Origin of the sequence: Mesorhizobium sp. M3A.F.Ca.ET.080.04.2.1 (genome assembly GCF_003952525.1) — a bacterium.
Taxonomy (GTDB): domain Bacteria; phylum Pseudomonadota; class Alphaproteobacteria; order Rhizobiales; family Rhizobiaceae; genus Mesorhizobium.
Genome location: NZ_CP034451.1, coordinates 4,217,785 through 4,240,621, shown reverse-complemented (window position 1 = coordinate 4,240,621; position 22,837 = coordinate 4,217,785). Strand labels below are relative to the sequence as shown.

Annotated in this window: 17 protein-coding genes; 8 read left to right on the top strand and 9 right to left on the bottom strand. The window is 64.8% G+C overall.

Features of this window, described 5'->3' with window-relative positions:
- Positions 1-23: 23 nt before the first annotated feature.
- The 5 genes from EJ074_RS20140 to EJ074_RS20120 all read right to left on the bottom strand — a co-directional run bounded on the left by EJ074_RS20140 (position 24) and on the right by EJ074_RS20120 (position 8,863).
- Positions 24-3,182: an efflux RND transporter permease subunit gene (locus EJ074_RS20140; protein ID WP_129553667.1), complete on the bottom strand. Its 3,159-nt coding sequence runs from the start codon at positions 3,180-3,182 to the stop codon at positions 24-26.
- A gap of 73 nt (positions 3,183-3,255) precedes the next feature.
- Positions 3,256-4,431, bottom strand: coding sequence for an efflux RND transporter periplasmic adaptor subunit (locus EJ074_RS20135; protein ID WP_095804946.1), 1,176 nt, complete (start codon positions 4,429-4,431; stop codon positions 3,256-3,258).
- 414 nt (positions 4,432-4,845) lie between these two features.
- A complete protein-coding gene (locus EJ074_RS20130) occupies positions 4,846-6,267 on the bottom strand; it encodes a coniferyl aldehyde dehydrogenase (RefSeq protein ID WP_129553666.1) in 1,422 nt (473 codons plus the stop codon).
- A 170-nt stretch (positions 6,268-6,437) separates the two neighbouring features.
- Positions 6,438-7,568, bottom strand: a complete 1,131-nt coding sequence (locus tag EJ074_RS20125; protein ID WP_095804653.1) for a patatin-like phospholipase family protein — start codon at positions 7,566-7,568, stop codon at positions 6,438-6,440.
- A gap of 209 nt (positions 7,569-7,777) precedes the next feature.
- On the bottom strand, positions 7,778-8,863 hold the full coding sequence (locus tag EJ074_RS20120) for a citrate synthase/methylcitrate synthase (protein WP_095804654.1): 1,086 nt from the start codon (positions 8,861-8,863) through the stop codon (positions 7,778-7,780).
- Positions 8,864-8,957: 94 nt separating this feature from the next.
- On the opposite strand from EJ074_RS20120, the gene EJ074_RS20115 reads away from it, so the two are divergent.
- The gene (locus EJ074_RS20115; protein WP_095804947.1) at positions 8,958-10,106 is read left to right on the top strand and encodes a citrate synthase; all 1,149 of its coding nucleotides are present in this window, start codon (positions 8,958-8,960) and stop codon (positions 10,104-10,106) included.
- A 208-nt stretch (positions 10,107-10,314) separates the two neighbouring features.
- On the opposite strand, the gene phaR is transcribed toward EJ074_RS20115, so the two are convergent.
- Positions 10,315-10,905 (bottom strand): polyhydroxyalkanoate synthesis repressor PhaR, encoded by a 591-nt coding sequence (phaR, locus tag EJ074_RS20110; protein WP_095804655.1) that lies wholly within the window; start codon positions 10,903-10,905, stop codon positions 10,315-10,317.
- A gap of 302 nt (positions 10,906-11,207) precedes the next feature.
- Here phaR and EJ074_RS20105 point away from each other — a divergent pair, with 302 nt between their 5' ends.
- From EJ074_RS20105 to EJ074_RS20080, 6 genes are all read left to right on the top strand, one after another.
- Complete coding sequence (locus EJ074_RS20105; RefSeq protein WP_129553665.1) at positions 11,208-12,392, top strand: acetyl-CoA C-acetyltransferase; 1,185 nt, start codon at positions 11,208-11,210, stop codon at positions 12,390-12,392.
- Between the two features lie 112 nt (positions 12,393-12,504).
- A complete protein-coding gene (gene phbB / locus EJ074_RS20100; protein ID WP_095804657.1) occupies positions 12,505-13,230 on the top strand; it encodes an acetoacetyl-CoA reductase in 726 nt (241 codons plus the stop codon).
- Between the two features lie 723 nt (positions 13,231-13,953).
- Positions 13,954-17,340, top strand: a complete 3,387-nt coding sequence (locus EJ074_RS20095; RefSeq protein WP_095804658.1) for a helicase-related protein — start codon at positions 13,954-13,956, stop codon at positions 17,338-17,340.
- A gap of 15 nt (positions 17,341-17,355) precedes the next feature.
- Positions 17,356-17,742: an RNA-binding S4 domain-containing protein gene (locus EJ074_RS20090; RefSeq protein WP_095804659.1), complete on the top strand. Its 387-nt coding sequence runs from the start codon at positions 17,356-17,358 to the stop codon at positions 17,740-17,742.
- A 142-nt stretch (positions 17,743-17,884) separates the two neighbouring features.
- Positions 17,885-18,223 (top strand): ferredoxin FdxA, encoded by a 339-nt coding sequence (gene fdxA, locus EJ074_RS20085; protein ID WP_095804660.1) that lies wholly within the window; start codon positions 17,885-17,887, stop codon positions 18,221-18,223.
- Between the two features lie 373 nt (positions 18,224-18,596).
- Positions 18,597-19,178, top strand: a complete 582-nt coding sequence (locus EJ074_RS20080) for a CarD family transcriptional regulator (protein WP_095804661.1) — start codon at positions 18,597-18,599, stop codon at positions 19,176-19,178.
- 123 nt (positions 19,179-19,301) lie between these two features.
- On the opposite strand, the gene EJ074_RS20075 is transcribed toward EJ074_RS20080, so the two are convergent.
- The 3 genes from EJ074_RS20075 to EJ074_RS20065 form a co-directional block, all read right to left on the bottom strand.
- Positions 19,302-20,087, bottom strand: coding sequence for an amino acid ABC transporter ATP-binding protein (locus EJ074_RS20075; protein WP_129553664.1), 786 nt, complete (start codon positions 20,085-20,087; stop codon positions 19,302-19,304).
- Positions 20,084-20,764 carry an ABC transporter permease subunit gene (locus EJ074_RS20070; RefSeq protein WP_095804663.1) on the bottom strand — a complete coding sequence of 227 codons (681 nt, stop codon included), beginning with the start codon at positions 20,762-20,764 and terminating at the stop codon, positions 20,084-20,086. Before EJ074_RS20070 ends, EJ074_RS20075 begins: the two co-directional genes overlap by 4 nt.
- 122 nt (positions 20,765-20,886) lie before the next feature.
- Entirely contained in the window at positions 20,887-21,660 is a 774-nt protein-coding gene (locus EJ074_RS20065; RefSeq protein WP_095804664.1) for an amino acid ABC transporter substrate-binding protein, read from the bottom strand.
- 308 nt (positions 21,661-21,968) lie between these two features.
- Between EJ074_RS20065 and EJ074_RS20060 the strand changes: the two genes are divergently transcribed.
- A complete protein-coding gene (locus EJ074_RS20060; RefSeq protein WP_095804665.1) occupies positions 21,969-22,832 on the top strand; it encodes an RNA polymerase factor sigma-32 in 864 nt (287 codons plus the stop codon).
- The last annotated feature ends 5 nt before the right edge of the window (positions 22,833-22,837 follow it).

Sequence of the window (22,837 nt, the reverse complement as noted above, 5' to 3'; positions counted from 1 at the left end):
AGGCGGCTATCCAGAGAAGGCCCCTACTCCGCGGCCTTCTGGAAGCTGACCTCCGTCTGGGCGGCCAATTCGGCCGCCTTGGTGGTTGAAGAGACCTCGCCCTTGCCGCGCCGGAAGAAGGCATGGAAGCGGCTGTCCTTGCTGCGCGTGAACACCATCAGCATAGACGGCGTCACGACCAGCGTCAGCAGCGTGGCGAAGGACAGGCCGAAGACGATCGCCGACGACAGTGAAATCCACCATTGCGTCGAAGGCGCGTTGATAGTCGTCTCGTGGTGGAAGATTTCGAGGCCGAGGCCGAAGGCGATCGGCAGCACGCCGAGGATGGCCGAGACAGCCGTCAGCACCTCCGGCCGCGCGCGCTCGCGGCAGGTCTGCAGCACCGCCTCCATCTTGTCCCAGCCTTCCTCGCGCAGCCGGTCATAGGTGTCGATGAGCACGATGTTGTTGTTCACAACCACGCCGGCCAGCGCGATGACACCGATGCCCGACATGACGATGCCGAAGGCCTCGCCGGTCAGAAGCAGCCCCAGGAACACGCCGACCGTCGCCATGACGACGCAGGACAGCACCAGCCAGACGCTGGTGAACTTGTTGAACTGCATCAAAAGCACCAGGAAGATCAGGAAGATCGCCGCGCCGAATGCCTTGCTGAGGAAGGCGCCGGCCTCGGCGCTGTCCTCGTTGGAGCCGGCGAGCTTCCAGCGGATTCCGTTGCCGAGATTCATCTCGGAGACGGCCTTGGTCACCTCCTGCTGCACCGCCGCCACCTGCGCGCCGGCGCTGACATTGGCCTGGACGACCACGGTGCGCGCGCCGTCGATTCGGTTGAGGATGCCGACCGTCGGCTCGGGCTTGCGCACCACGAAGTTCGAGATCGGCACCGACCCTTGCGAGGTCTGCACGCGAAGTTCGTCGAGCGTCGACAGCGTGCGCCGGTCCTCAGGCAGGCGCAGCCTTATATCGACCGCGTCGTCGGCGCCGGCCGGCCGGTATTCCGACAGTTTGAGGCCGTTGGTCACCAGCTGCACCACAGTGCCGACCGAAGTCGGACTGATGCCGTATTGCGCCGCCTTGGCACGATCGACCTCAAGCGCCCAGTCGACGCCGGGCGGCGGCAGGCCGTCCGAAATGTCGATGACGTTGGATATCTTGGCGATCCGCGCCGCCACCGCGCGGGCCTTGTCGTCGAGCCCGGCCGGATCGGCGGCCGAAAGCCTGATCTGGATCGGCTTGCCGGTCGGCGGGCCGGCCTCCGGCACCCGCACCTCGACGTCGACGCCGGGAATGCCGGCCATGACGCCGCGCAGGTCGCTGAGGATCTGGTTGGCGGACTTGCGCTCGCGCCAGTCGACGAACTCGTACTGGATCACGCCGACGACGTCTTCCGGAATGTCCTGGCCGCCGCCCTGCGTTTTGCCGACGCGCGTGTAGACCGACTTCACGCCGGGCCAGCCGAGCAGACGGCCTTCCGCCGTCTTGGTGGCGGCATCCATTTCGGCCAGCGAAAGGTTGCCGCGCGCATGCACATAGAGCAGGCCGTAATCAGGCTCGACGCTGGGGAAGAATTCGACCCCGGCGCCGTATTTCGAATAGGCGAAGCCGACGCCGACCAGAAGGCCGACGGTGAGCAGGATGACCGTTATCGGGAAACGCACGGCCTGCTTGACCAGCGCCATGTACCAGCCGTCGCGATGATCGCCCTCGTGATGCGCCGGCGCCTTGGCGAAGATGGCCCCGAGCGTCGGCGCGAAGACCAGCGCGTAGAGCATCGATGCCGACAGGGTCACGATCAGCGTGATCGGCATGTACTTCATGAAGTCGCCGATGATGCCGGGCCAGAACAGGAGCGGCGAGAAGGCGGCGATGCGCGTCATCGTGGCCGCGATGACCGGGCCGGCCATGCGCCTGGCGGCGAGCGCGAAAGCGTCCGCCTTCGGCATGCCTTCGCTCATGCGCCGTTCAGCGAATTCGGTGACGATGATGGCGTCGTCGACCAGCATGCCGACCGCCAGGATGAGGCTGAACAGCACGATCATGTTGATCGTGTAGCCCATCATCGCAAGCAGCAGGATGCCGATCAGGAAGGATGACGGAATAGCCAATCCGATCAGCAGCGATGCCCGGCCCGACAGCGCATAGAGGATGACGATGAACACCAGGATGACGGCGATCATCACATGGTTCTGCAGGTCGCCCAAAAGCTGGTTGACGAAGACCGACTTGTCCTGCGTGTAGGTGACGTGCATGCCTTCGGGCATGGTCTTGATAAAGCCGTCCGAGACGGCCCGCACCTGGTTCAGCGTGTCGATCAGATTGGCGCCGATGCGCTTCTTGACTTCGATGGCGATGGCCGGCTTGCCGTCGAGCCGTGTCACCGTCTCGGCGTCCTTGAAGGTCGAGCGGATGGTGGCGACGTCCTTGGCCTGCACTACGGCATTTGGGGTGGCGACCACCGGCAGGTTGGCGACATCCTCAGGCGTCTCGATCAGCGACGGCACCTTGACCGCATACTTGCCTTCGGAGCCCTCGAGATTGCCCGCGGCGACCAGGCTGTTGGATGCGCCGACGCCCTGCATCACCTGGTCGAGCTGCAGCCCGTAGGATGACAGCTTCACCGGATCGATGACGACCTCGACCAGATCGTCGCGCGCGCCCTGCAGCGAGCCTTCCAGCACGCCCGGCACTTCCTCGATGCGGTCGCGCAACTCGCGCGCCGCCGCCGTCAGCACGCGCTCAGGCACATCACCCGAAAGCGTCACGACCATGACCGGGAATTCCGAAACGTTCACCTCGGTGACCGTCGGTTCCTCGGCCGCCTGCGGCAGGTCGGCCTTGGCGTCCTGGACCTTGCTGCGCGTGTCCTGCAGTGCCGTCGCCAGATTGGTCTGCGGCTGGAATTCGACCAGCACGTAGCCGCCGCCCTGGAAGGCGGCCGAGCGCATCTCCTTCAGCCCCTTGAGGCTCTTGAGCTTGCTTTCCATCGGCCTCAGCAGCAGGCGCTCGGAATCCTCCGGCGAGATGCCCTGGTAGATCAGGCTGACATACATCATCGGAATCGGAACGTCGGGCTCCGCTTCCTTCGGCGTCGACTGATAGGCGACCCAGCCCGCCACCAGCAGGAACATCAGCGCCGATATTGTGAGGCGGGCGTTGTGTATGGCGAGTCTGACGATATCCATGACTTATGCCTGCTGTTTCTTCGGAAGCGGAGAAGGGCCGGCGCCATTGATGGCGCGGTGCCGGGTGCTCGCGCTACTGCGTGCCGGCGGTGGCTTCGCCGATCAGCTTGCTGATGGTCGCCTGGTCTGCTTCGACCGGCTTCACCAGATCGCCTTCCTTCACCAGCTCCTGGCCGGCCACGATGATGCGTGCCTCCTGCGGGATGCCGCCGAGCACCAGCCCCTGGGGCGTGTCGTCGACGAGGTCGATCGGGAAGAACGCGACCTTGTCGTCCTTGCCGACCGCGCGAATGCCGAGATCGCCCTTGTCGCCCAGCGTCACCACCGAACGCGGCAGCATGATCGCATCGGTCGGCTCGGCGCTGAGCGTGATCTCGGCCGTCATGCCGGCCGGAATGGAGCCGTCCCCATTCGGGATCGCCACCTCGACGCGGAAGGTGCGGGTCTGGGAAGAAGCGTCGCGGCTGATGTAGCGAAGCGTGCCGGTCACCTTCTGGTCGTTGACCAGGCGCACATCGGCCTCGTCGCCGATCTTGACGTAGCGCAGGTCGCGCTCGCTGATCTCACCGCGCGCGATCACCGGATCGAGCTTGAGGATGGTCGCGACCTCGCCGCCCTGCATGACCGAACTGCCGAGTTCCACCGGCACGCGGTCGATGACGCCGTCGAATGGCGCCTTGACCTCGTTGCGGTCGAGTTCGGCTTGCGCCGTTTCCAGCATCGACTGCGCCGCCGTCAGGTTCGAGCGCGCGGTGTCGAGCTGCAGCTTGGGCAGGTTGCCGGTCTTGGCCAACTGCTCGGCGGCTTCGAGTTCGGCCTTGCGCTGCACCAGCAGCTGCTTGGCGTTGTCGACATTGGAGATCTTTTCTTCGGCGGCCAGCATCAGCACCAGGTCGCCCGTCTTGACGCGCTGGCCCTGTCTGACCGGCAGCTTGTCGATCACGCCGGCGACGCGGGTCGCCAGCACCGCCCGCTTGTCGGCCTCGGTCAGCCCGGAGATGCGGATGGCCCGCGCATAGGTCTTGCGCGGCGGCGTCACCACCGCGACCGTGCGCAGCGGTGCCTTCGGCTCGGCCTCGGCCGATTTCGGCTTGGCGTCCGGCTGCTTGGGCTTCGAAGCATCAGCTGTCTTCTGATCGTCGGCGGCAGCGCTGCTGCCGACGGACGAGAACTCGCCCGTTCCCATCCAGGCTGCGAAGCCGATGAGCACAGCAATAGCGGCAAGCTTGTGAAACCTGATTTTCGGCATCGTCATTTTTCCGTTGCGGGCCTGGCGAGGTCGGCGCGTCCGACTCCCGGGCGCGCGGCCGATATGGGTGCGCGCAGGGCCCAATTCAATTCGCCGTGATCGGCGACGGGGCGCTTCTTACCGCAAAGTTGCAACCCAAAACAGTCAGAAACTTTGATGTTTCCTGCGGAGTTACTGCATGCCGCGCAAACGTGTGCAGCTGTTTTGCGAAAACGACATGCACAAAACTAAGACCTGAAGCGCAGCGCATGGCTGCGTTCCACCGCGACGCGCTCTAGGTATTTCGCGTTCTTCGGCTTCCGCGCCTGCCGCTGCGTTTTTCTCGCTCGGAAGCCGAATGGCAGCAGGCGTCAGGATGATGCGAAACTTTGTTCTCGAATTCGCGCGAACCGGCCCATATCGGAAAAGCTGCCGTCAGGTGATCAGGTTCAGCAGTCGGAACAGCCACTCGAACCGTCTGCCATAGGGCGGACGCAAAAGCCCGCCAGCGCTGAGCCTCGATTGCACGAAGATCGGCTTTTCCTTGCTGAAGGTCCGAAATCCCCATTCGCCGTGGTAGGCCCCCATGCCGCTCTCGCCGACGCCGCCGAATGGCTGCCGCTCCTGCACCAGATGCATCATGCAATCATTGACCGTGACGCCGCCGGCAATGGTTTCGCGCATCATCCGTCGCCGATTGGCGCTGTCGCTGCCGAACCAGTAAAGGGCAAGCGGTCGCTCCGCCCGATTCACGTGATCGATGGCCTGCTCGAGGGTGCCATATTCGACGATCGGCAGCACCGGCCCGAAGATTTCCTCGCGCATGAGCCGCAAAGTCTCGCCGGCATTCCTGACCAGCACGGGCGACATCTTGCGGTCCGTCACGCCAAGCTCCTCCCTGGCCGGATTGACCTCTACGACCTCGGCGCCGCTTTCGCGCGCCTCGGCGACCATGTCGCCCAGGCGCTTGTGATGCCGCTCGCTGATGATGGCCGTGTAGTCGGGGTTGTTGCGCAGGCTGGGATAGAGCCGCGCCATGGCTGCCGCCAGCTTGGCGGCGACTGTCGCCCCTTGTCCGCGCGGGACCATGAGGTAGTCCGGCGCGATGCAGGTCTGGCCGGCGTTGAGCAGCTTGCCGTAGGCGACGCTGGCGACCGCCGCGTCGAGATCGCAGGACGGATCGAAGATCGCCGGCGACTTGCCGCCGAGCTCGAGCGTGACCGGTGTCAGGTTGGCCGCCGCCGCCAGCGCCACCTGCCGGCCGACCGCGGTTGAGCCGGTGAACAGCAGATGATCGAAAGGCATCGACACGAATGCCTTGCCGGCTTCGGCGTCGCCGACCACCACGCTCATCTCGTCGGGAGAAAAATGTTCTTCGACCAGCCGGGCAAGCAGGTCCGAAAATTTCGGTGTCAGCTCGGAGGGCTTGATCAGCACGCGGTTGCCCGCGGCGAGTGCCGCGGTCGCCGGCGCGATGGCGAGTTGGAAAGGATAGTTCCAGGGCGACACGATGCCCACGACGCCCAAGGGCTGCGCCAGCAGGCGATTGCGCCCAGGCAGGAACGGCAGGCTGGTGGCGAGGCGGCGCTCGCGCATCCAGCCGCGCAGATGGCGAATGGCATGCCTGATCCCGGCACGGACGACGAACAGCTCGGCAAGCCGCGTTTCCTGTTGTGCCCGGCCGCAAAAGTCGCCGTCGATCGCCGCGCAGATCTCGGCCTCATGCTTTTCGGTGAGCGCCAGCAGACGGTTCAGCCTATCCTTGCGGACCTCGAGAGCGGGGAACGGCTCCCTCTCGAAGGCCCGGGCCTGCGCTTCAAACCTGACTGCAAGGGCATTCTGTCCGGTCTGCAGCATCGCCACCTCCCGTTTACGTCGAGGTAAGCTATATCGCTGAACAGCGACGAATCCAGCGCCTCCGCGGTTTCCGCAAGGGAAGACGTCGCGCCGATTGCGTAAAAGCCGTTCGAGCGGTCCGCCCACGATAGACTGAACTGCTCCAGACCCGAACGGACAGGCGAAGAATTCTATGCCTGCCGCCGCGCCGCGTCAGGCTTCATGCGAGCGGCGAGGAATTCCTTGACCCGCCGGCCCGGCGCCGGGCCGCGCACAGGCTTGAAGCCGTCGTCGAGCTCGCCCGAGAGGTCGAGCGTCGCGCGCTTGCCCACGGCATCGTAATTCTCCTCCAGCCAGTCGCTCGCCGCGCTTCGGCCGAGGTCGCGCAGATAGACGAGGAAGGCCCACTCTGCATTGATCTTGGATGAGGCCGACAGGTCCTTGAACGCCTCGTCGGCATCGATCCGGTGCATGCGGATGTCGCGGTATTCGCCATGCGGCAGGCGGCCGGCGGCGATCAGCTCCTTGACGAAGGCGATGGAGCGGAATTCGCGCAGCAGCCCGGCGTTGAAGGTGATCTCGTCGATGCGGTTCTGGATCTCGTTGGCGCTTTTCGGCGTGCCTTCGCGCACCACGGGGTTGATCTGCACCAGCAGCACGTCCTCGGTCGCTGTCGCCTTGAAGAACGGGTAGAGCGCCGGATTGCCGCCATAGCCGCCGTCCCAGTAGGGAACGCCCTTGATCTCGACGGCGCGGAACAGTTGCGGCAGGCAGGCCGAGGCCATCACGGTGTCGAGCTCGATCTCGCCGTCGGAAAAGACATGCAACTGTCCGGTTTCGACATTCGTCGCAGAGATGAACAGTTCCATCGCCTTGCAGGCGCGCACGTTGGAGAAGTTGATTTCCTGCTTGAGCACGTCGCGCAGCGGGTTAAGCCCGAGCGGATTGGCGACATAGGGGGAAAACACCCGCGACATGGTGTCGAAGAACAGGTAGCCGGGCGTGTTCTCGATCGACCAGTTGCCCCACAGGACGTCCCACGGCATGCGCTGCACCGGGCTGAAGCGGCCTTTCGAAGCTACGGCGCGCCAGAGATCCTCGAGCTTCTTGCGCGCGCCCTCGACGCCACCGCGCACAAATCCGTCGGCCAGCGCCACGGCATTCATGGCGCCGGCGCTGGTGCCGGACACGGCAGCGATCTCCAGCCGTCCGTCCTCCAGCAGGCGGTCGAGCACGCCCCAGGAGAAGGCGCCATGGGAGCCGCCACCCTGCAGCGCGATGTTGATCTTCTTGTTGTCTTCCGCCTCGCCGTTCTTCGTCATGGCGTTCCTATCGTCTTGATGCGTCAGCCTGCCCCAGCGTCATCGCACGAAGCAAGCTGCCGTCGACCTATGTTGCAGTGCAGCATATAGGAGCGGACCAAGGCAAGAACACGAACACGCTCGCGTGATCACATGAAATTTCTGCGACGAAAAGGCGCCTTCCGCTATCCTGAGCGGAAGCGCGCCATCAAGGCTGTGGCTTGCAACCCTCAGGCGACCAGACCGGGCATCGGTCCGACATAGTGCGATTGCGGCCGGATCAGACGGCCGGTCGCCTGCTGCTCGCGCGCATGCGCAATCCAGCCGGCGACGCGGCCGGCGGCAAAGACATTGGAGAACGCCTCTTTCGGAAAGCCTGCGGCCTCGAGCAGCAGGGCCGTGTAGAACTCGACATTGGTCTGGATCGAGCGCTGCGGCTTCGCGACCCGAAGCACCTCGAGCGCCGCCTGCTCCACCGCCTCGGCAAAGGCCAGCCGGCTGCCGGCCTTGCCCGCCGCGCCCAGTTGCCGCTTCACCGCCTTCAGCACATCGGCGCGCGGATCGCGCACGCGGTAGATGCGGTGTCCGAAACCCATGATGCGCTCGCCGCGCGCGATCTCGTCGCGCAACCAGGCGGCAGCGTCGCCGCTGGCTTCGATCGCATCGAGCATCTCGATCACCGGCCCCGGTGCGCCGCCATGCAGCGGACCTTTCAGCGCGCCGAGGCCCGCCAGGATCGCCGAGGTCAGCCCGGCCTGCGTCGATGCCACGACGCGTGTCGCAAAGGTTGACGCATTGAGCCCGTGGTCGCAGACCGTCACCAGATAGGTGTCGAGCGCCTTCGCAAGCGCCGGCCTTGGGCCGCCGCCAAGCATCCTTAGCATGTCGGTGGCGTGATCGGCGCGTTGGTCCGGCGCGACAGGGCTTTCGCCGCGGCGCAGCCGCAGCAGAGCCGGCGTCAGCACGGCCGGCGCCGCGATCAGCCTCAGCGCATCGGCAAGGCCCTCCCCATCCGGCAGCGCGGCGATGCCTGCCCGCATGGCGCTGTAGATGTCCAGCGGCGCAAGTTGGGCGAGCAGCGGCTGCAGCCGCTCGAACACCTCGACACGCGCCGCGCCGATAGCCCTTTCCAACTCGGCGTCGGCCGGCAGTCCGTCGAAGAAGCCATGGAACAGCAGCTGGACGACCTGGCTGTAACGCCAACGGCCGGCGAGTTCTGTCACCGAGTAGCCTCGAATGGTCAGATGACCTGCCGCGCCATCGACGTCGGAAAGCACCGTGTCGGCCGCCACCACATCATCGAGCCCGTTTGCCATGACCGTCTCCTTGACCTCTTGCGCATTGCAATTAATGCTGCGCAATCAATGCATCAATCTTGATCAACTGAATCAATATGAGGCTGGAACGGGGATGTCGGAATGGCTGACAAGGGAGGAAGCGCTTCAACGGCTCAACGTTCGGCCGCAGACGCTCTATGCCTATGTCAGCCGGGGCCGCATCGGCATGCGGCCCGACGCGGCCGACCCGCGGCGCAGTCAGTACCGCGCCGACGACATCGCCGCGCTCGCCACCCGCAGGGCGCGCGGGCGAAGCCCGCAGGCGATCGCCGAGAGCGCCATCGCCTGGGGCGAGCCGGCGATCACCACCGCCATTTCGACGGTTCTGCATGGCCGCCTTGTTTATCGCGGCAAGGACGCGGCGGCGCTGTCAGCGACGGCCACTCTGGAAGAAACCGCCGGCCTGCTCTGGGCCTCCGACAAACCAGTTTCCTTTGCTTCGCTGACCTCTGCCGCCGTTCGGCAGAGCGGCACTCCCACAGCATTTGCAAGGTTGTCGGCGCTGGCTGCCCAGGGCTGGTCCTCGCTCGGCCGCAGGCCAGCCATGCTGCAGCAGGATGGCGCCAGCGCCACCAGCGCACTTGCCACGGCGCTCGGCGCTGCCCCCGGTTCGGCGCCGCCTCACGAGAGGCTCGCGCATGGCTGGTCGGCGGACCAGGCCGGCGCCGATCGCATCCGCAGGGCGCTGGTGCTGCTCGCCGATCACGAGCTGAATGCATCGACATTCGCCGCGCGCGTTGCCGCCTCCACCGGTGCGCCGATCGCTGCGTGCCTGCTCGCAGGCCTCGCGACCCTCTCCGGCCCTCGTCACGGCGGAGCCGGCGCGGCGGCGATTGCAATGGTCGAGGATGCCGAGCGGCTCGGCCCGGACGAAGCGATCGCGCGCTGGCTTGCCCAGGATCGGCCGTTGCCCGGGTTTGGCCACCCGCTCTATCCCGAGGGCGACCCGCGCGCCGAAGCCCTGCTGTCCGACCTCGCGATCGATGCCGGGCTCCAACGCCTGCGCGAGGCGGTGCTTGCCGCGACCGGCCTGCTGCCGAATATCGATTTCGCGCTGGCCGCACTGACGCGGGGCCTGCGACTGCCCGCCGACGCGCCGTTCCGCCTGTTCGCGCTTGGCCGCAGCGTCGGCTGGACGGCGCATGCGATCGAGCAGGTGACGAGCAACCGCCCGATCAGGCCACGCGCCCGCTATGAGGGAGCGGTCGGACCGGGACGATAGCTTCCCGGAAGTTAGCAGTTCTAGGGGCGGAGCAGGAGCGAAGCGACGCGCGCAAACCCTCCATGCCGTGACACTAAGGCGTCGCAACGATTACAGAATTCTGCACCGTTGTACCCTGGATCCTCGGGTCAAGCCCGAGGATGACGAAGCGAGGGGCGTTTTCGGCTAACCACAAACGCGAGCGACCGCCAGAAACGATGGCACACCGTCAGGACATCGTGTCGAGCTTGCGCTGCATCGCTGCGATCTGCGCCTTCAATTCCTGCAGATCGTCGGATTTCTCGTCTTTCTTCGGCGGCTCAGCGGGCGCTGCGGAACCTGGACCGGCCGACGGAAACGGCGTGAACATGCGCATCGCGTTCTGGAACATCTCGACGTTGCGGCGCGTCTGTTCTTCCAGCGCCTTCATCGGTGTCTTCATCATGTCCATCGGCGTCTTGCCGAAGGCGCCCTTCATCTGCTCGCGAAAACGCTCCTGCTCCTTGGAAAAGGCGATCATCGACTGTTCGAGGAAGCTCGGCACGATCATCTGCATCTGGTCGCCGTAAAACGAGATCAGCTGGCGCAGGAACGGGATCGGCAGCATGTTCTGCCCGTCCTTGTTCTCCAGCTCGAAAATGATCTGGGTAAGCACCGGATGCGTGATGTCGTCGCCGGTCTTGGCGTCCTGAACGGTGAACTCCTCGCCCTTCTTGACCATGTCGGCCAGATCCTCGAGCGTCACATAAGTGCTGGTGCCGGTGTTGTAGAGCCGGCGGTTGGCATATTTCTTGATGACGATCGGGTCGTCCTTGGCCATCCGTATCCTCCCCAGGATACCGGCGCATTGAGAGTAAGCAGCCGGTAACGATTGCGCCATCCGTTAAGGATATGCGCAAAAGCGTCGCAATTCCAAGTGGTTTGTGCAGTGCGGCATCAATTAATGCTGCAGAGCCGGGCAGAATATGCTGCGGAGCAGCGGCAGGCGGTGGCCGCGGATCTCCCTGTCCTGCTTGCCGCGCATGACCGCTATGCCGAATTCCGGTTTGACTCGGGGTCCGTAACGGGCAAGAAAAGTCTTCAAAGATACTGAGAAACGACACTCGAAGTCTGGAGAAGAAAATGGCTGCTTCCAATTCAATCGTCGTCGCCAGCGCCGCCCGCACCGCGGTCGGATCCTTCAACGGCAGTTTCGCCGCGACGCCGGCGCATGAGCTCGGCGCCGTGGTGATCAAGGAATTGCTCGCGCGGGCCAACGTCCAGCCCTCGGAAGTCGACGAAGTCATTCTCGGCCAGGTGCTGACCGCGGCCCAGGGACAGAACACCGCCCGTCAGGCTTCGATCAAGGCCGGCCTGCCCAAGGAGACCACTGCCTGGGGGCTCAACCAGGTTTGCGGCTCCGGCCTCAGGGCAATCGCGCTCGGCATGCAGCAGATCGCTTCCGGCGATGCCAAGGTGATCGTCGCCGGCGGTCAGGAATCGATGTCGCTCTCGCCGCACGCCCAGCATCTGCGCGCCGGCGTCAAGATGGGCGACTACAAGATGATCGACACCATGATCAAGGACGGCTTGTGGGATGCTTTCCACGGCTATCACATGGGCACCACCGCCGAGAACGTCGCCCGCCAGTTCCAGATCACCCGCGACGACCAGGACCAGTTCGCGCTGGCCTCCCAGAACAAGGCCGAGGCGGCACAGAAGGCCGGCAAGTTCAAGGACGAGATCGTCGCGTTCACTGTTGCGGGCAGAAAGGGCGACACCATCGTCGACCAGGACGAATACATCCGCCACGGCGCGACGCTGGATGGCATGACCAAGCTGAAGCCTGCCTTCGACAAGGAAGGCACGGTGACGGCCGGCAACGCCTCCGGCATCAATGACGGCGCCGCCGGCGCACTGCTGATGAGCGAAGCCGAGGCCGCCCGCCGCGGCATCACGCCGCTCGTGCGCATCGCCTCCTGGGCGACCGCCGGCGTCGATCCGACGATCATGGGCACGGGGCCGATCCCGGCGTCGCGCAAGGCGCTGGAAAAGGCCGGCTGGTCGGTCGGCGACCTCGATCTGGTCGAGGCCAACGAAGCCTTCGCCGCGCAGGCCTGCGCCGTCAACAAGGACATGGGCTGGGATCCTGCGATCGTCAACGTCAATGGCGGCGCGATCGCCATCGGCCATCCGATCGGCGCCTCCGGCGCCCGCGTCTTCAACACGCTGGTGTTTGAGATGCGTCGCCGCGGCGCCAAGAAGGGTCTCGCGACGCTGTGCATCGGCGGCGGCATGGGCGTCGCCATGTGCGTGGAAGCGCTCTGAGAAAAGAGTGAATGGTGAATGGCAAAATGGTGAATGGCCGGTCGCGACCGTCATGAACCCGTTCGCTATTCACCATTGACCATTCACCAGATCTTTAGGGAGAGGAAATTTCATGAGCAAGGTAGCAATCGTCACGGGCGGATCGCGCGGTATCGGTGCGGCGATATCGGTGGCCTTGAAGAATGCCGGCTATTCGGTTGCCGCGAACTATGCCGGCAATGACGCGGCGGCCGAGAAGTTCAAGGCCGAGACCGGCATCCCGGTCTACAAATGGTCGGTCGCCGACTACGACGCCTGCGCGGCCGGCATCAAGCAGGTCGAGGCCGATCTCGGTCCGGTCGGCGTGCTGGTCAACAATGCCGGCATTACCCGCGACGCCATGTTCCACAAAATGACGCCCGCCCAATGGAAGGAAGTCGTCGACACCAATCTCTCCGGCGTCTTCAACATGACGCATCCGCTGTGGGGCGGCATGCGCGACCGCAAGTTCGGCCGCGTCATCACCATTTCCTCCATCAATGGCCAGAAGGGGCAGGCCGGCCAGGCCAACTACTCCGCCGCCAAGGCCGGCGACATCGGCTTCTCCAAGGCGCTGGCCCAGGAAGGCGCGCGCGCAGGCATCACCGTCAACGTCATCTGCCCCGGCTACATCGCCACCGAGATGGTCAAGGCGATCGACGAGAAGGTGCTCAACGAGCGTATCATCCCGCAGATCCCGGTCGGCCGCCTCGGCGAGCCGGAAGAGATCGCGCGTTGCGTCGTCTTCCTGGCGTCCGACGAAGCCGGCTTCATCACCGGCTCGACGATCACCGCCAATGGCGGCCAGTATTTCGCCTGAGATCTTGTTCGCCTGATTTCCTTCGACATCGCTGGCAGGCGGTCCGGAGCAACCGGGCCGCCTGTTTCGTTGGCGCCGCCAGGCTGGTCGCGGCGCATGCCTCAAGACGGCACGCAAAGGTTAACGGCCGCGCGGCGGCCTGTGCGAAAGCCTGTTCACAAGCTGTGAATTATCGGTGCGCAAGCTGTGCACAACACCATATCTGGGGGTGAACAAACCGGGAAAACTTGCAGATCGCTGATTCGTCGCCGATTCGTTCCGGGTTTGGCCGGAACGTTAACGCGACGGCCCCGAAATGACGCCTGAATTGTTAACGTCGATTAAGAAACGTCAATAATTTCATAACCTTGACAGCAACGCGCGGGGAGGTCGCCAGCCCTCGCCGGCAAAGGTTAACGCCGCGCCGGAAGGTGGCTCGTCCAAGCACGAAACGGGCCAATCCGGGGATTCAGCATGTGGTAAGACTCATCGTCAAAAAATCCACATATAGCCGTGAACAAACCCTGAATCAGGACGAGTCAGCGATTCGTCGCCGATTCGTTCCAGACTCGTTCCAACGGTTAATCGGCAGCGGTTTCTGACAGCGAATTGCAGCATCGCCGGCCTCCGCCGGAACAATTCCGCTTTCGCTTCGCGTCCGAAATCCCTATGTGTCGCCTGTCACACGCGGCGGCACCGCAGCGTTCCCGACAACAAGCGGCAGAAAGCCTCATTTCCGAGCCGATGAACATTCAGCCGAAACATACTAAGCCGCTGATCCTTTCGGGCCGCGACGTGACGGCCGTGCTGGGGCCGACCAACACCGGCAAAACCCATCTCGCCATCGAGCGCATGGTGGCGCACGAGACCGGCGTCATCGGCCTGCCGCTGAGGCTGCTCGCCCGCGAGGTCTATACCCGCGTTTGCGAGAAGGTCGGCGCCCACAAGGTGGCGCTGATCACCGGCGAGGAGAAGATCGTCCCGGCGAGCGCGAAATATTCGGTCTGCACCGTCGAGGCCATGCCGCGCGAGACCGACGCTGCCTTCGTGGCCATCGACGAGGTGCAACTCGCCGGCGACCTCGAACGCGGCCACATCTTCACCGACCGCATCCTGCATCTGCGCGGTCGCCAGGAGACACTGCTGCTGGGCGCCGCAACCATGCACGGCATCCTGCAGAAACTGCTGAAGGGCGTGTCGGTGGTGACGCGGCCACGGCTGTCGCACCTGGCCTATGCCGGCTCGAAGAAGCTCACCCGCCTGCCGCGGCGCACGGCGATCGTCGCCTTCTCCGCCGACGAAGTCTACGCCATCGCCGAACTGATCCGCCGCCAGCAGGGCGGTGCCGCCGTCGTGCTCGGTGCGCTCTCGCCCCGCACCCGCAATGCCCAGGTGGCGCTGTTCCAGTCGGGCGACGTCGATTATCTCGTCGCCACCGACGCCATCGGCATGGGGCTGAACCTCGATCTCGAGCACGTCGCCTTTGCCCAGAACCGCAAGTTCGACGGCTATCAATATCGCAATCTGACCGCCGCCGAGCTCGGCCAGATCGCCGGCCGCGCCGGCCGGCACCTGCGCGACGGCACGTTCGGCGTCACCGGCCAGGTCGACCCGTTCGACGAGGATCTGGTCAAGAAGATCGAGGCGCACGATTTCGACCCGGTGAAGGTGCTGCAGTGGCGCACCGCCGATTTCGATTTCGCCAGCCTCGACGCGCTGAAGCGCTCGATCGAGACCAACGCGCCGGTCGAAGGCCTGACGCGCGCCCTTCCGGCAGTAGACGCCCAGGCGCTCGAGCACCTGTCTCGTGACGCGGATATCCGCGCGCTCGCCAACAGCCCCGAGCGCGTGGCGCTGCTCTGGGAGGCCTGCGCCCTGCCGGACTACCGCAAGATCGCGCCCGCTCAGCACGCCGACCTCATCGCCTCGATCTACATGGATCTTGCCCGCCATGGCCATGTCGATGAGAACTACATGGCCGAGCAGGTTCGGCGCGCCGACACCACGGACGGCGATATCGACACGCTGTCGCACCGGATCGCCCAGATCCGCACCTGGACCTTCGTCTCCAACCGCCCAGGCTGGCTGGCCGATCAGGCACACTGGCGGGAAAAGACACGCGAAATCGAAGACAGATTGTCCGATGCGTTGCATGAGCGGTTGACGAAACGCTTCGTAGACCGCAGGACTTCCGTCCTCATGCGGCGCCTTAGAGAAAATACCATGCCTGAAGCCGAAATCAGCCCAACCGGAACCGTCCTCGTCGAAGGCCATCATGTCGGCGAGTTGCAGGGTTTCCGCTTCACCGCCGACCAGAGCGCCGGCGGCGAGGACGCCAAGGCGGTGCGCACCGCCGCGCAGAAGGCGCTTGCGGCCGAGTTCGAGGCACGCGCCGAACGCTTTGCCGCCTGCGCCAATGGCGACCTGGCGCTTGGCTCGGACGGCATCCTGCGCTGGATCGGCGCCCCCATCGGCACACTGGTTTCCGGCGACGAAGCGTTGAAGCCGCGGCTGGTGCTGCTCGCCGACGAGCAGCTCACCGGCCCGGCCCGCGACAAGGTGGCAGCGCGCGCCGAGCGCTTCGTCAACTACCAGATCGAATCCCTCCTGAAGCCACTGGTCGACCTCAAGAACGCCGAGCAGCTCACCGGCATCGGCCGCGGCATCGCCTTCCAGCTCGTCGAGCATTTCGGCCTCATCAATCGCCGCGATATCGCCGACGAGATGAAGTCGCTCGACCAGGAAGGACGTGCGGCGCTGCGCCGGCTTGGCGTGCGCTTCGGCGCCTACCACGTCTTCGTGCCGGCGCTGATCAAGCCGGCGCCCGCCGGGCTGGTCACGCTGCTCTGGGCGCTGCAGAGCGACGGCAAGGACAAACCCGGCTTTGGCGATGTCGTCCACGCTCTGGCGTCGGGCCGCACATCCGTGGTCATCGACCCAGCCTTCGACAAGACTTTCTACAAGCTTGCCGGCTACCGCAATCTCGGCCGCCGCGCCGTTCGCGTCGACATACTGGAGCGACTGGCCGATCTCATCCGACCGGCGACCAACTGGAAGCCCGGCCTCGGCCAGCGTCCCGACGGCGCCTATGACGGCCACGCCTTCATGGTGACGCCGCCGATGATGTCGATCCTCGGCGCCACCGCCGACGACATGGAAGAAATCCTCAAAGGCCTGGGCTACCGCGCCGAACCAAAGCCGGCGGCCGAGGTGAAGGCCAAGCTGGAGGCGCAGGACAACGCGGCTCGCGAAGCCGCCGCGGCCAAGCTCGCGGCCGAAGAGGCGGCTCGCGCCAGCCAGGCGGCGCAAGCAGAAGCTGCGGCGACAGACGCGATTGCCGCAGCATCGGTCGAAGGTTCGGAGCCGGCAGGCGTCGTCGAAGCGCCCGAAGTTGCCGCTGAAGCCGGCACGGAAGCGGCAGCGGAACCTGTCGCGGAAGAGCCGGCAGAAGCTGCCGTCGAGGTTGCGGAAGTGGCCCATCCTGCGGAGGAGAATTTCGCCGTGCCCGAGTCGGCCGAGAGCGCCGACGCCCTTGCCTCCTCCTCGATGGGGGATGCCGCGGCGCGAAGCGAAGCGGGTGATGGCGCCGACGATGCAGGCACTGCTGCCGCTGACGCTGCCCCGCCGTTGCGCGCCGGCCTTTCGGGCGAGGCTGACACCGCGGGAAGCCCGTCCGAGCAGGAAGAACCCAAGCCGATCCTGCTATGGCGCCAGGCCCGCTTCGACCACCAGCGCCCGCGCCACCGCCACCACGACAACCGTTCGCGCACCGGGAAGGCTGCCCGCGAGGGCCAGGCCGATGCCGCAAGCGGACAACCCGGCAATCGGTCAGGGCAAGAAGGTCGACGCGATCAGCGCGACGGCGCCGGCAAGCCGCGCTTCGATCGCAGCAAGTTCAAGCCCAGGCCGGAGCGCGAGACCGGCGAACGGCGCGAAGGACGGCCGCAAGGCGAGCGCCCCGAGCGCCGTGAGGCTCGGCCCGACTGGAAAGGCAACAGGCAGGACGCCAAGGAAAATGCCGCCGGCAAGCCGAGCTTCCAGGGCAAGCCGCGCGAGGAGCGCCCGCAGCGCTTCGATCCGGATTCGCCTTTCGCCAAGCTCGCCGCCCTGCGCGACCAGCTGAAGAAATAGCGTCGGCCGGTTGCGATGGTTGGAGAAGGCCGCCAGCGCATCGACAAATGGCTGTTCTTCTCGCGTGCGGTGAAATCACGCTCGCTGGCTGCGAAGATCGTCGTTGCCGGGCGGGTCCGCATCAATCGCGACAAAGCAGCGCAGGCCTCCGATCTGGTCAAGCCGGGCGACGTGCTGACCATCACGCTTGAGGGGCGCATCCTGGTCTGGAAGGTGCTTGGGCCCGGAACCCGACGCGGTCCGGCCGAAGAGGCGCGGCTGCTCTATGAGGACATGTCGCCGCCGCCTACCCCGAAGGGCGAGGCGGTCCCGGACGCCATTCCGGCACTGCGCGAGGCCGGCAGCGGCCGGCCGACCAAAAGGGAACGCCGCCAGACCGACCGGCTGCTCGGCGAAGATTGATCCGATCGATTGCCGGGCGCTTGTTGGAAATGCAATCCGGAAACGCCGGTTCAGCCGACAAGCTGCGCCCTTGCAAGCGACCGGCAAAGGCGGTACCTCACCTGAAAAAGCCCTGCAAAGACGGGACGTCCCGGAGCCTGCGATGACCTATGTCGTGACCGATAATTGCATAAAATGCAAATACATGGACTGCATCGAGGTCTGTCCGGTCGACTGTTTCTATGAAGGCGAGAACATGCTCGTCATCCATCCCGACGAGTGCATCGACTGCGGCGTCTGCGAGCCGGAATGCCCGGCTGACGCGATCAAGCCCGATACCGAGCCGGGGCTCGAGAAATGGCTGCAGGTCAACACCGAATATGCGGAGAAATGGCCGAACATCACGGCCAAGAAGGAACCGCCTGCCGACGCCAAGGCCTTCGACGGCGAGACCGGAAAATTCGAGAAGTATTTCTCGCCCGAGCCCGGCGAAGGCGACTGACATCCGCGGCGGCTGCCTTGCGATGACCGCCGCATGACACGACCGACACAATAACTGTCTTGACAGGCAGCGATGGCGTTCGTTGTTAGCGACCGCAGCAAAACCTTGATTCTTCCGACTTTTTGTGTTACATCAGCTAAACATGCCGGTGACACAACGTCGATTTATGGCGCTAACGCCCCAAATCACTGAAAGGTGAGCTTTCCATCCGGACCAGAGCGATCTGGGGCAGGCGGTCGCATCATGATGCGGTTAGCTCGTCTCGGCTTTTCCGGTGGCTCATCTGTGCGCGGCTGACAGTCGGCGACCGCCGACCACGTGGGTTTTGCCGGCGCCGCCATGCCGGCGCTACAACTAAGGAGTTCACGGCGTAATGGCAACGATCACCCCGCAGAAGAAGTCCAGTGCAGCGCGTCACGGTTTCAAGACCGGCGAGTTCATCGTCTACCCGGCCCACGGCGTCGGCCAGATCGTGTCCATCGACGAGCAAGAGGTTGCGGGCCACAAGCTGGAACTGTTCGTAATCGATTTCCAGAAGGACAAGATGCGGCTCAAGGTGCCGGTCGCCAAGGCGACCTCGATCGGCATGCGCAAGCTGTCGGAAGAGGATTATGTCGACCGCGCGCTGAAGGTGGTGCAGGGCCGCGCCCGCATCAAGCGCACCATGTGGTCGCGCCGCGCCCAGGAATATGATGCCAAGATCAACTCCGGCGACCTGATCTCGATTTCGGAAGTCGTGCGCGACCTCTACCGTGCCGACAACCAGCCGGAACAGTCCTATTCCGAGCGCCAGCTCTATGAAGCCGCGCTGGACCGCATGGCGCGCGAGATCGCCGCCGTCAACCGCATGTCGGAGACCGAAGCGGTTCGCCTCATCGAGGTCAACCTCAACAAGGGGCCGAAGCGCGGCGCCAAGGCCGACAATGAGGAAGCCGAGCAGGACGAAGCAGCCTGAGGCTTTTTGCTCACCACGACACGAAAACCCGGCCGAGCGCCGGGTTTTTGTTTTTGAAGACAGGATACTTGAGCCTGATGAATGTCGTTGCCAGAACCGCGGCACATTCCGGGCGACTATGCATTACACACCGCTCGCGCCGCTGCCGGCTTCCTTCTGCGCCTCCTCCTGCCGCAACGAGGCAATGAAGCGCCTGGTCCGCTCGCGCTGCGGATTGTCGAACACCACCGAGGCCGGGCCCTTCTCGACGATGGCGCCGGCATCGAGGAACACCACCTCCTGCGCGATCTTGGAGGCGAGCCTGAGATCATGGGTGGCCATCACCATGGTCGTGCCCTCGCGAGCAAGCTGGCCGAGCACCTCGACCACTTCCTGCGCCAGCTCCGGATCGAGCGCCGAGGTCGGCTCGTCGCAAAGCAGCACCCTGGGCGACGGCGCCAGCGCCCGCGCGATCGCCACGCGCTGCTGCTGACCGCCGGAGAGCGTCGCCGGCCAGGCATCGGTCTTGTGCCCCATGCCGACCTTGTCGAGCAGCGCCAGCGCCCGCTCGCGCGCCCTCGGCTCAGGCCATTTCAGCACCGTCACCAGCCCTTCCATGACATTCTCGATCGCGGTGCGATGCGGGAACAGCTGGAAGTTCTGGAACACCATGCCGGTCTGCAGACGGATGCGCTGGACATCCTTTGCCGCCACCTTGCCGCCCGGCCGGAACTCCAGTGTCTCATCGCCGATCCGCAAGGTGCCGGAGGTCGGCATTTCCAGCAGGTTGATGCAGCGCAACAACGTGCTCTTGCCCCCACCGGAGGGACCGACCAGGGCGGTCACGCTGCCTTCGTCGATGCTGACGGTGACGCCCTTCAGCACCAGGTTGTCGCCGAAGCGCTTCTCGATGTTGGTGAGGCCGATCATGCGTTCGCCTCCAGGAAGCCGCCATAGCGGTTGAGGCGCACCTCCAGCCGCGCCTGCAGCGCCGACAGCACCGAGCTCATGACCAGGTAGAGCGCCGCCGCCTCGACATAGAGGATCAGCGGCTCGTAGGTGGTGGCGACGATGCGCTGCGCCGCCTGGAACATCTCGGGCACGGTGATGGCGGCGGCCAGCGAAGTGTCCTTGACCAGCGAGATGAAGGTGTTGGAGAGCGGCGGCACTGCGACACGCCCGGCTTGCGGCAGGATGGTGCGTCGCATCGCCTGGCTCCAGGTCATGCCGATGGAATAGGACGCCTCCCACTGTCCCTTCGGCACTGAGCCGATGACGGCGCGAATGATCTCCGAACTGTAGGCGCCGATGTTGAGGGTGAAGCCGATCAGCGCGGCCGGAAAGGCATCGAGCAGGACGCCGACAGAGGGCAGCCCGTAGAAAATCAGGAAAAGTTGCACCAGCAGCGGCGTGCCGCGGAAGATCCAGACATAGAAGCGGACGAGCGCGACCAGCGGTTTCGGGCCGAACAGCCGGATCAGTGCCGTGACCAGCCCGGCAAGGAGCCCGAAGGCGAACGACAGCAGCGTCAGCGGCACGGTGAAGATCAGCGCCGCCCACAGCAACGTCGGCAGCGACTCCAGCATCAGTTGCAACCAGTGCGGCACGGAGCCCTTCTCCTTTCGGACGCGACAGCGTCTTGCCTGGCATCCTCAAAGGACCATCACGCAAAAACCGGCGGACCATCGAAGACGGCCCGCCGGGATTCAAGAAGGAAAGGCGGTATGCCTTACTGCGAAACGTCCTGGCCGAAATAAGTGTCGGCGATCTTCTTGTAGGTGCCGTCGGCCTTGATGTCGGCCAGCGCCTTGTTGATGGCCGCGACCAGTTCCGGATCGCCCTTGCGCACGATGACACCGGAATAGTCGGCGTTCTCTTCCTGCGCGGCGATCTTCACATTGGCGTCAGGCTTGTGTTTCTTGAAGTCGAGGAAGGACAGGCTGTCGTTGATGGTGGCGTCGGCGCGGCCGGTCAAGAGCAGCTGGATCGACTGGTCGAAGCCGTCGGTGCCGACCAGCTCGGCGCCGTTCTTCTCGGCAAGCTTGCCGAAGTTGGACGTCAGCGACTGCGCCGCCTTCTTGCCCTTGAGGTCGGCAAAGGTCTTGATGTCGGTGTTGTCGCCACGAACGATCAGCACCGCCTTGGAGGCAATGTAGGGATCGGAGAAATCATACTTGGCCTTGCGGGCGTCCGTGATGCCGACCTCGTTGATGACGGCATCGTAGCGGTTGGCGTCGAGACCTGCGATCAGACCGTCCCATTTGCCCTCGAGGAATTCGACCTTGACGCCGAGCTTCTCGCCGATCGCCTTGGCGATCTCGACATCGAAGCCGACCAGGGCGCCTGACGCGTCATGATAGGTGAAGGGCGCGTAGGTGCCTTCCGTGCCGACCTTGATGACGCCCGCCTGCTTGATCTGGTCGAGATTGGCGCCGGCGTGTCCGGCGGCAATCGCCAGAGCCTGCAGCGTTCCGGCGATGATGAGCGATTTGAGCCATTTCATTTTTCTGTGATCCCGTCTTGACCGGTGCGCCGGCGCGTTTGTGAGAGCCTGGAAACTGGCAGATGGAACTCGGCGAAATAAGGAACGCGATTTCAAAAATCGGGCATCTCGGGAATGCAATTCTCAAAAGACTCCGCCTCTCGCCAATCGGCCTGCCCGCGACGGTCGTGTTCGCACCGCGCGCCGGGTCGCGCGCCAACGGGTTGCATCGGAACCAATCCCGCGCCTGGCACGTTGCTGGCTGTTGTAGGGCGCGGCGCCGCCATTTCAACCACCATCGATGAACATAGCCGCCAACGGAAACCGCCATGATCGAAGATACGGCAGGACGGACACTGGTCAGGGCGGCGATGCAGGCTCCCTATCTCGAGCGCGACGAGGAGCACCTTCTGGCCGTTCGCTGGAAGGAAGAGAACGACCAGCACGCCCTGCACCGGATCACCGTCGCCCACATGCGTCTGGTGATTTCCATGGCCTCCAAGTTCCGCCACTACGGCCTGCCGCTCGGCGATCTGATCCAGGAAGGTCATGTCGGCCTGCTGGAAGCGGCGGCGCGTTTCGAGCCGGCCCGTGAGGTACGCTTCTCGACCTATGCCACGTGGTGGATCCGCGCCTCGATGCAGGACTACATCCTGCGCAACTGGTCGATCGTGCGTGGCGGCACCAGTTCGGCGCAGAAGGCGCTGTTCTTCAATCTGCGGCGGCTCCGCGCCCGCCTGGCCAACAGCGCCGAGCCGATCTCGAACACCTCGCTCTACCGTCAGGTATCGGCTGCGCTGGGTGTCCCCGAAGCCGATGTGGCGATGATGGATTCGCGTCTGTCGGCGCCCGACAGCTCGCTCAATGCGCCGCTCGCCGACGAGAATGGCGCCGCCGAGCGGCTGGATTTCCTGATCTGCGAGGATCCGCTGCCGGACGAGGTGGTCGGCGAAATGATCGATGTCGAGCGACGCGCGGTTTGGTTGAAGGGCGCGCTCGGCGCGCTCAATGAACGCGAGCTCAGAATCATCGAGGAGCGCCGGCTGAGCGACGATGGCGCCACGCTGGAATCGCTGGGCGAGCAACTCGGCATCTCCAAGGAGCGCGTGCGCCAGATCGAAGCGCGGGCCATGGAAAAACTCAAGGTGGCGCTGGTCAAACAGAACCCCGCATTCCTCGCGGAGGCAGCCTGAGAGCT

Coding starts and splice junctions, on each gene's coding strand:
- EJ074_RS20140 (WP_129553667.1), bottom strand. CDS start 3,182: ATGGATATCGTCAGACTCGCCATACACAACGCCCGCCTCACAATATCG.
- EJ074_RS20135 (WP_095804946.1), bottom strand. CDS start 4,431: ATGCCGAAAATCAGGTTTCACAAGCTTGCCGCTATTGCTGTGCTCATC.
- EJ074_RS20130 (WP_129553666.1), bottom strand. CDS start 6,267: ATGCTGCAGACCGGACAGAATGCCCTTGCAGTCAGGTTTGAAGCGCAG.
- EJ074_RS20125 (WP_095804653.1), bottom strand. CDS start 7,568: ATGACGAAGAACGGCGAGGCGGAAGACAACAAGAAGATCAACATCGCG.
- EJ074_RS20120 (WP_095804654.1), bottom strand. CDS start 8,863: ATGGCAAACGGGCTCGATGATGTGGTGGCGGCCGACACGGTGCTTTCC.
- EJ074_RS20115 (WP_095804947.1), top strand. CDS start 8,958: ATGTCGGAATGGCTGACAAGGGAGGAAGCGCTTCAACGGCTCAACGTT.
- phaR (WP_095804655.1), bottom strand. CDS start 10,905: ATGGCCAAGGACGACCCGATCGTCATCAAGAAATATGCCAACCGCCGG.
- EJ074_RS20105 (WP_129553665.1), top strand. CDS start 11,208: ATGGCTGCTTCCAATTCAATCGTCGTCGCCAGCGCCGCCCGCACCGCG.
- phbB (WP_095804657.1), top strand. CDS start 12,505: ATGAGCAAGGTAGCAATCGTCACGGGCGGATCGCGCGGTATCGGTGCG.
- EJ074_RS20095 (WP_095804658.1), top strand. CDS start 13,954: ATGAACATTCAGCCGAAACATACTAAGCCGCTGATCCTTTCGGGCCGC.
- EJ074_RS20090 (WP_095804659.1), top strand. CDS start 17,356: ATGGTTGGAGAAGGCCGCCAGCGCATCGACAAATGGCTGTTCTTCTCG.
- fdxA (WP_095804660.1), top strand. CDS start 17,885: ATGACCTATGTCGTGACCGATAATTGCATAAAATGCAAATACATGGAC.
- EJ074_RS20080 (WP_095804661.1), top strand. CDS start 18,597: ATGGCAACGATCACCCCGCAGAAGAAGTCCAGTGCAGCGCGTCACGGT.
- EJ074_RS20075 (WP_129553664.1), bottom strand. CDS start 20,087: ATGATCGGCCTCACCAACATCGAGAAGCGCTTCGGCGACAACCTGGTG.
- EJ074_RS20065 (WP_095804664.1), bottom strand. CDS start 21,660: ATGAAATGGCTCAAATCGCTCATCATCGCCGGAACGCTGCAGGCTCTG.
- EJ074_RS20060 (WP_095804665.1), top strand. CDS start 21,969: ATGATCGAAGATACGGCAGGACGGACACTGGTCAGGGCGGCGATGCAG.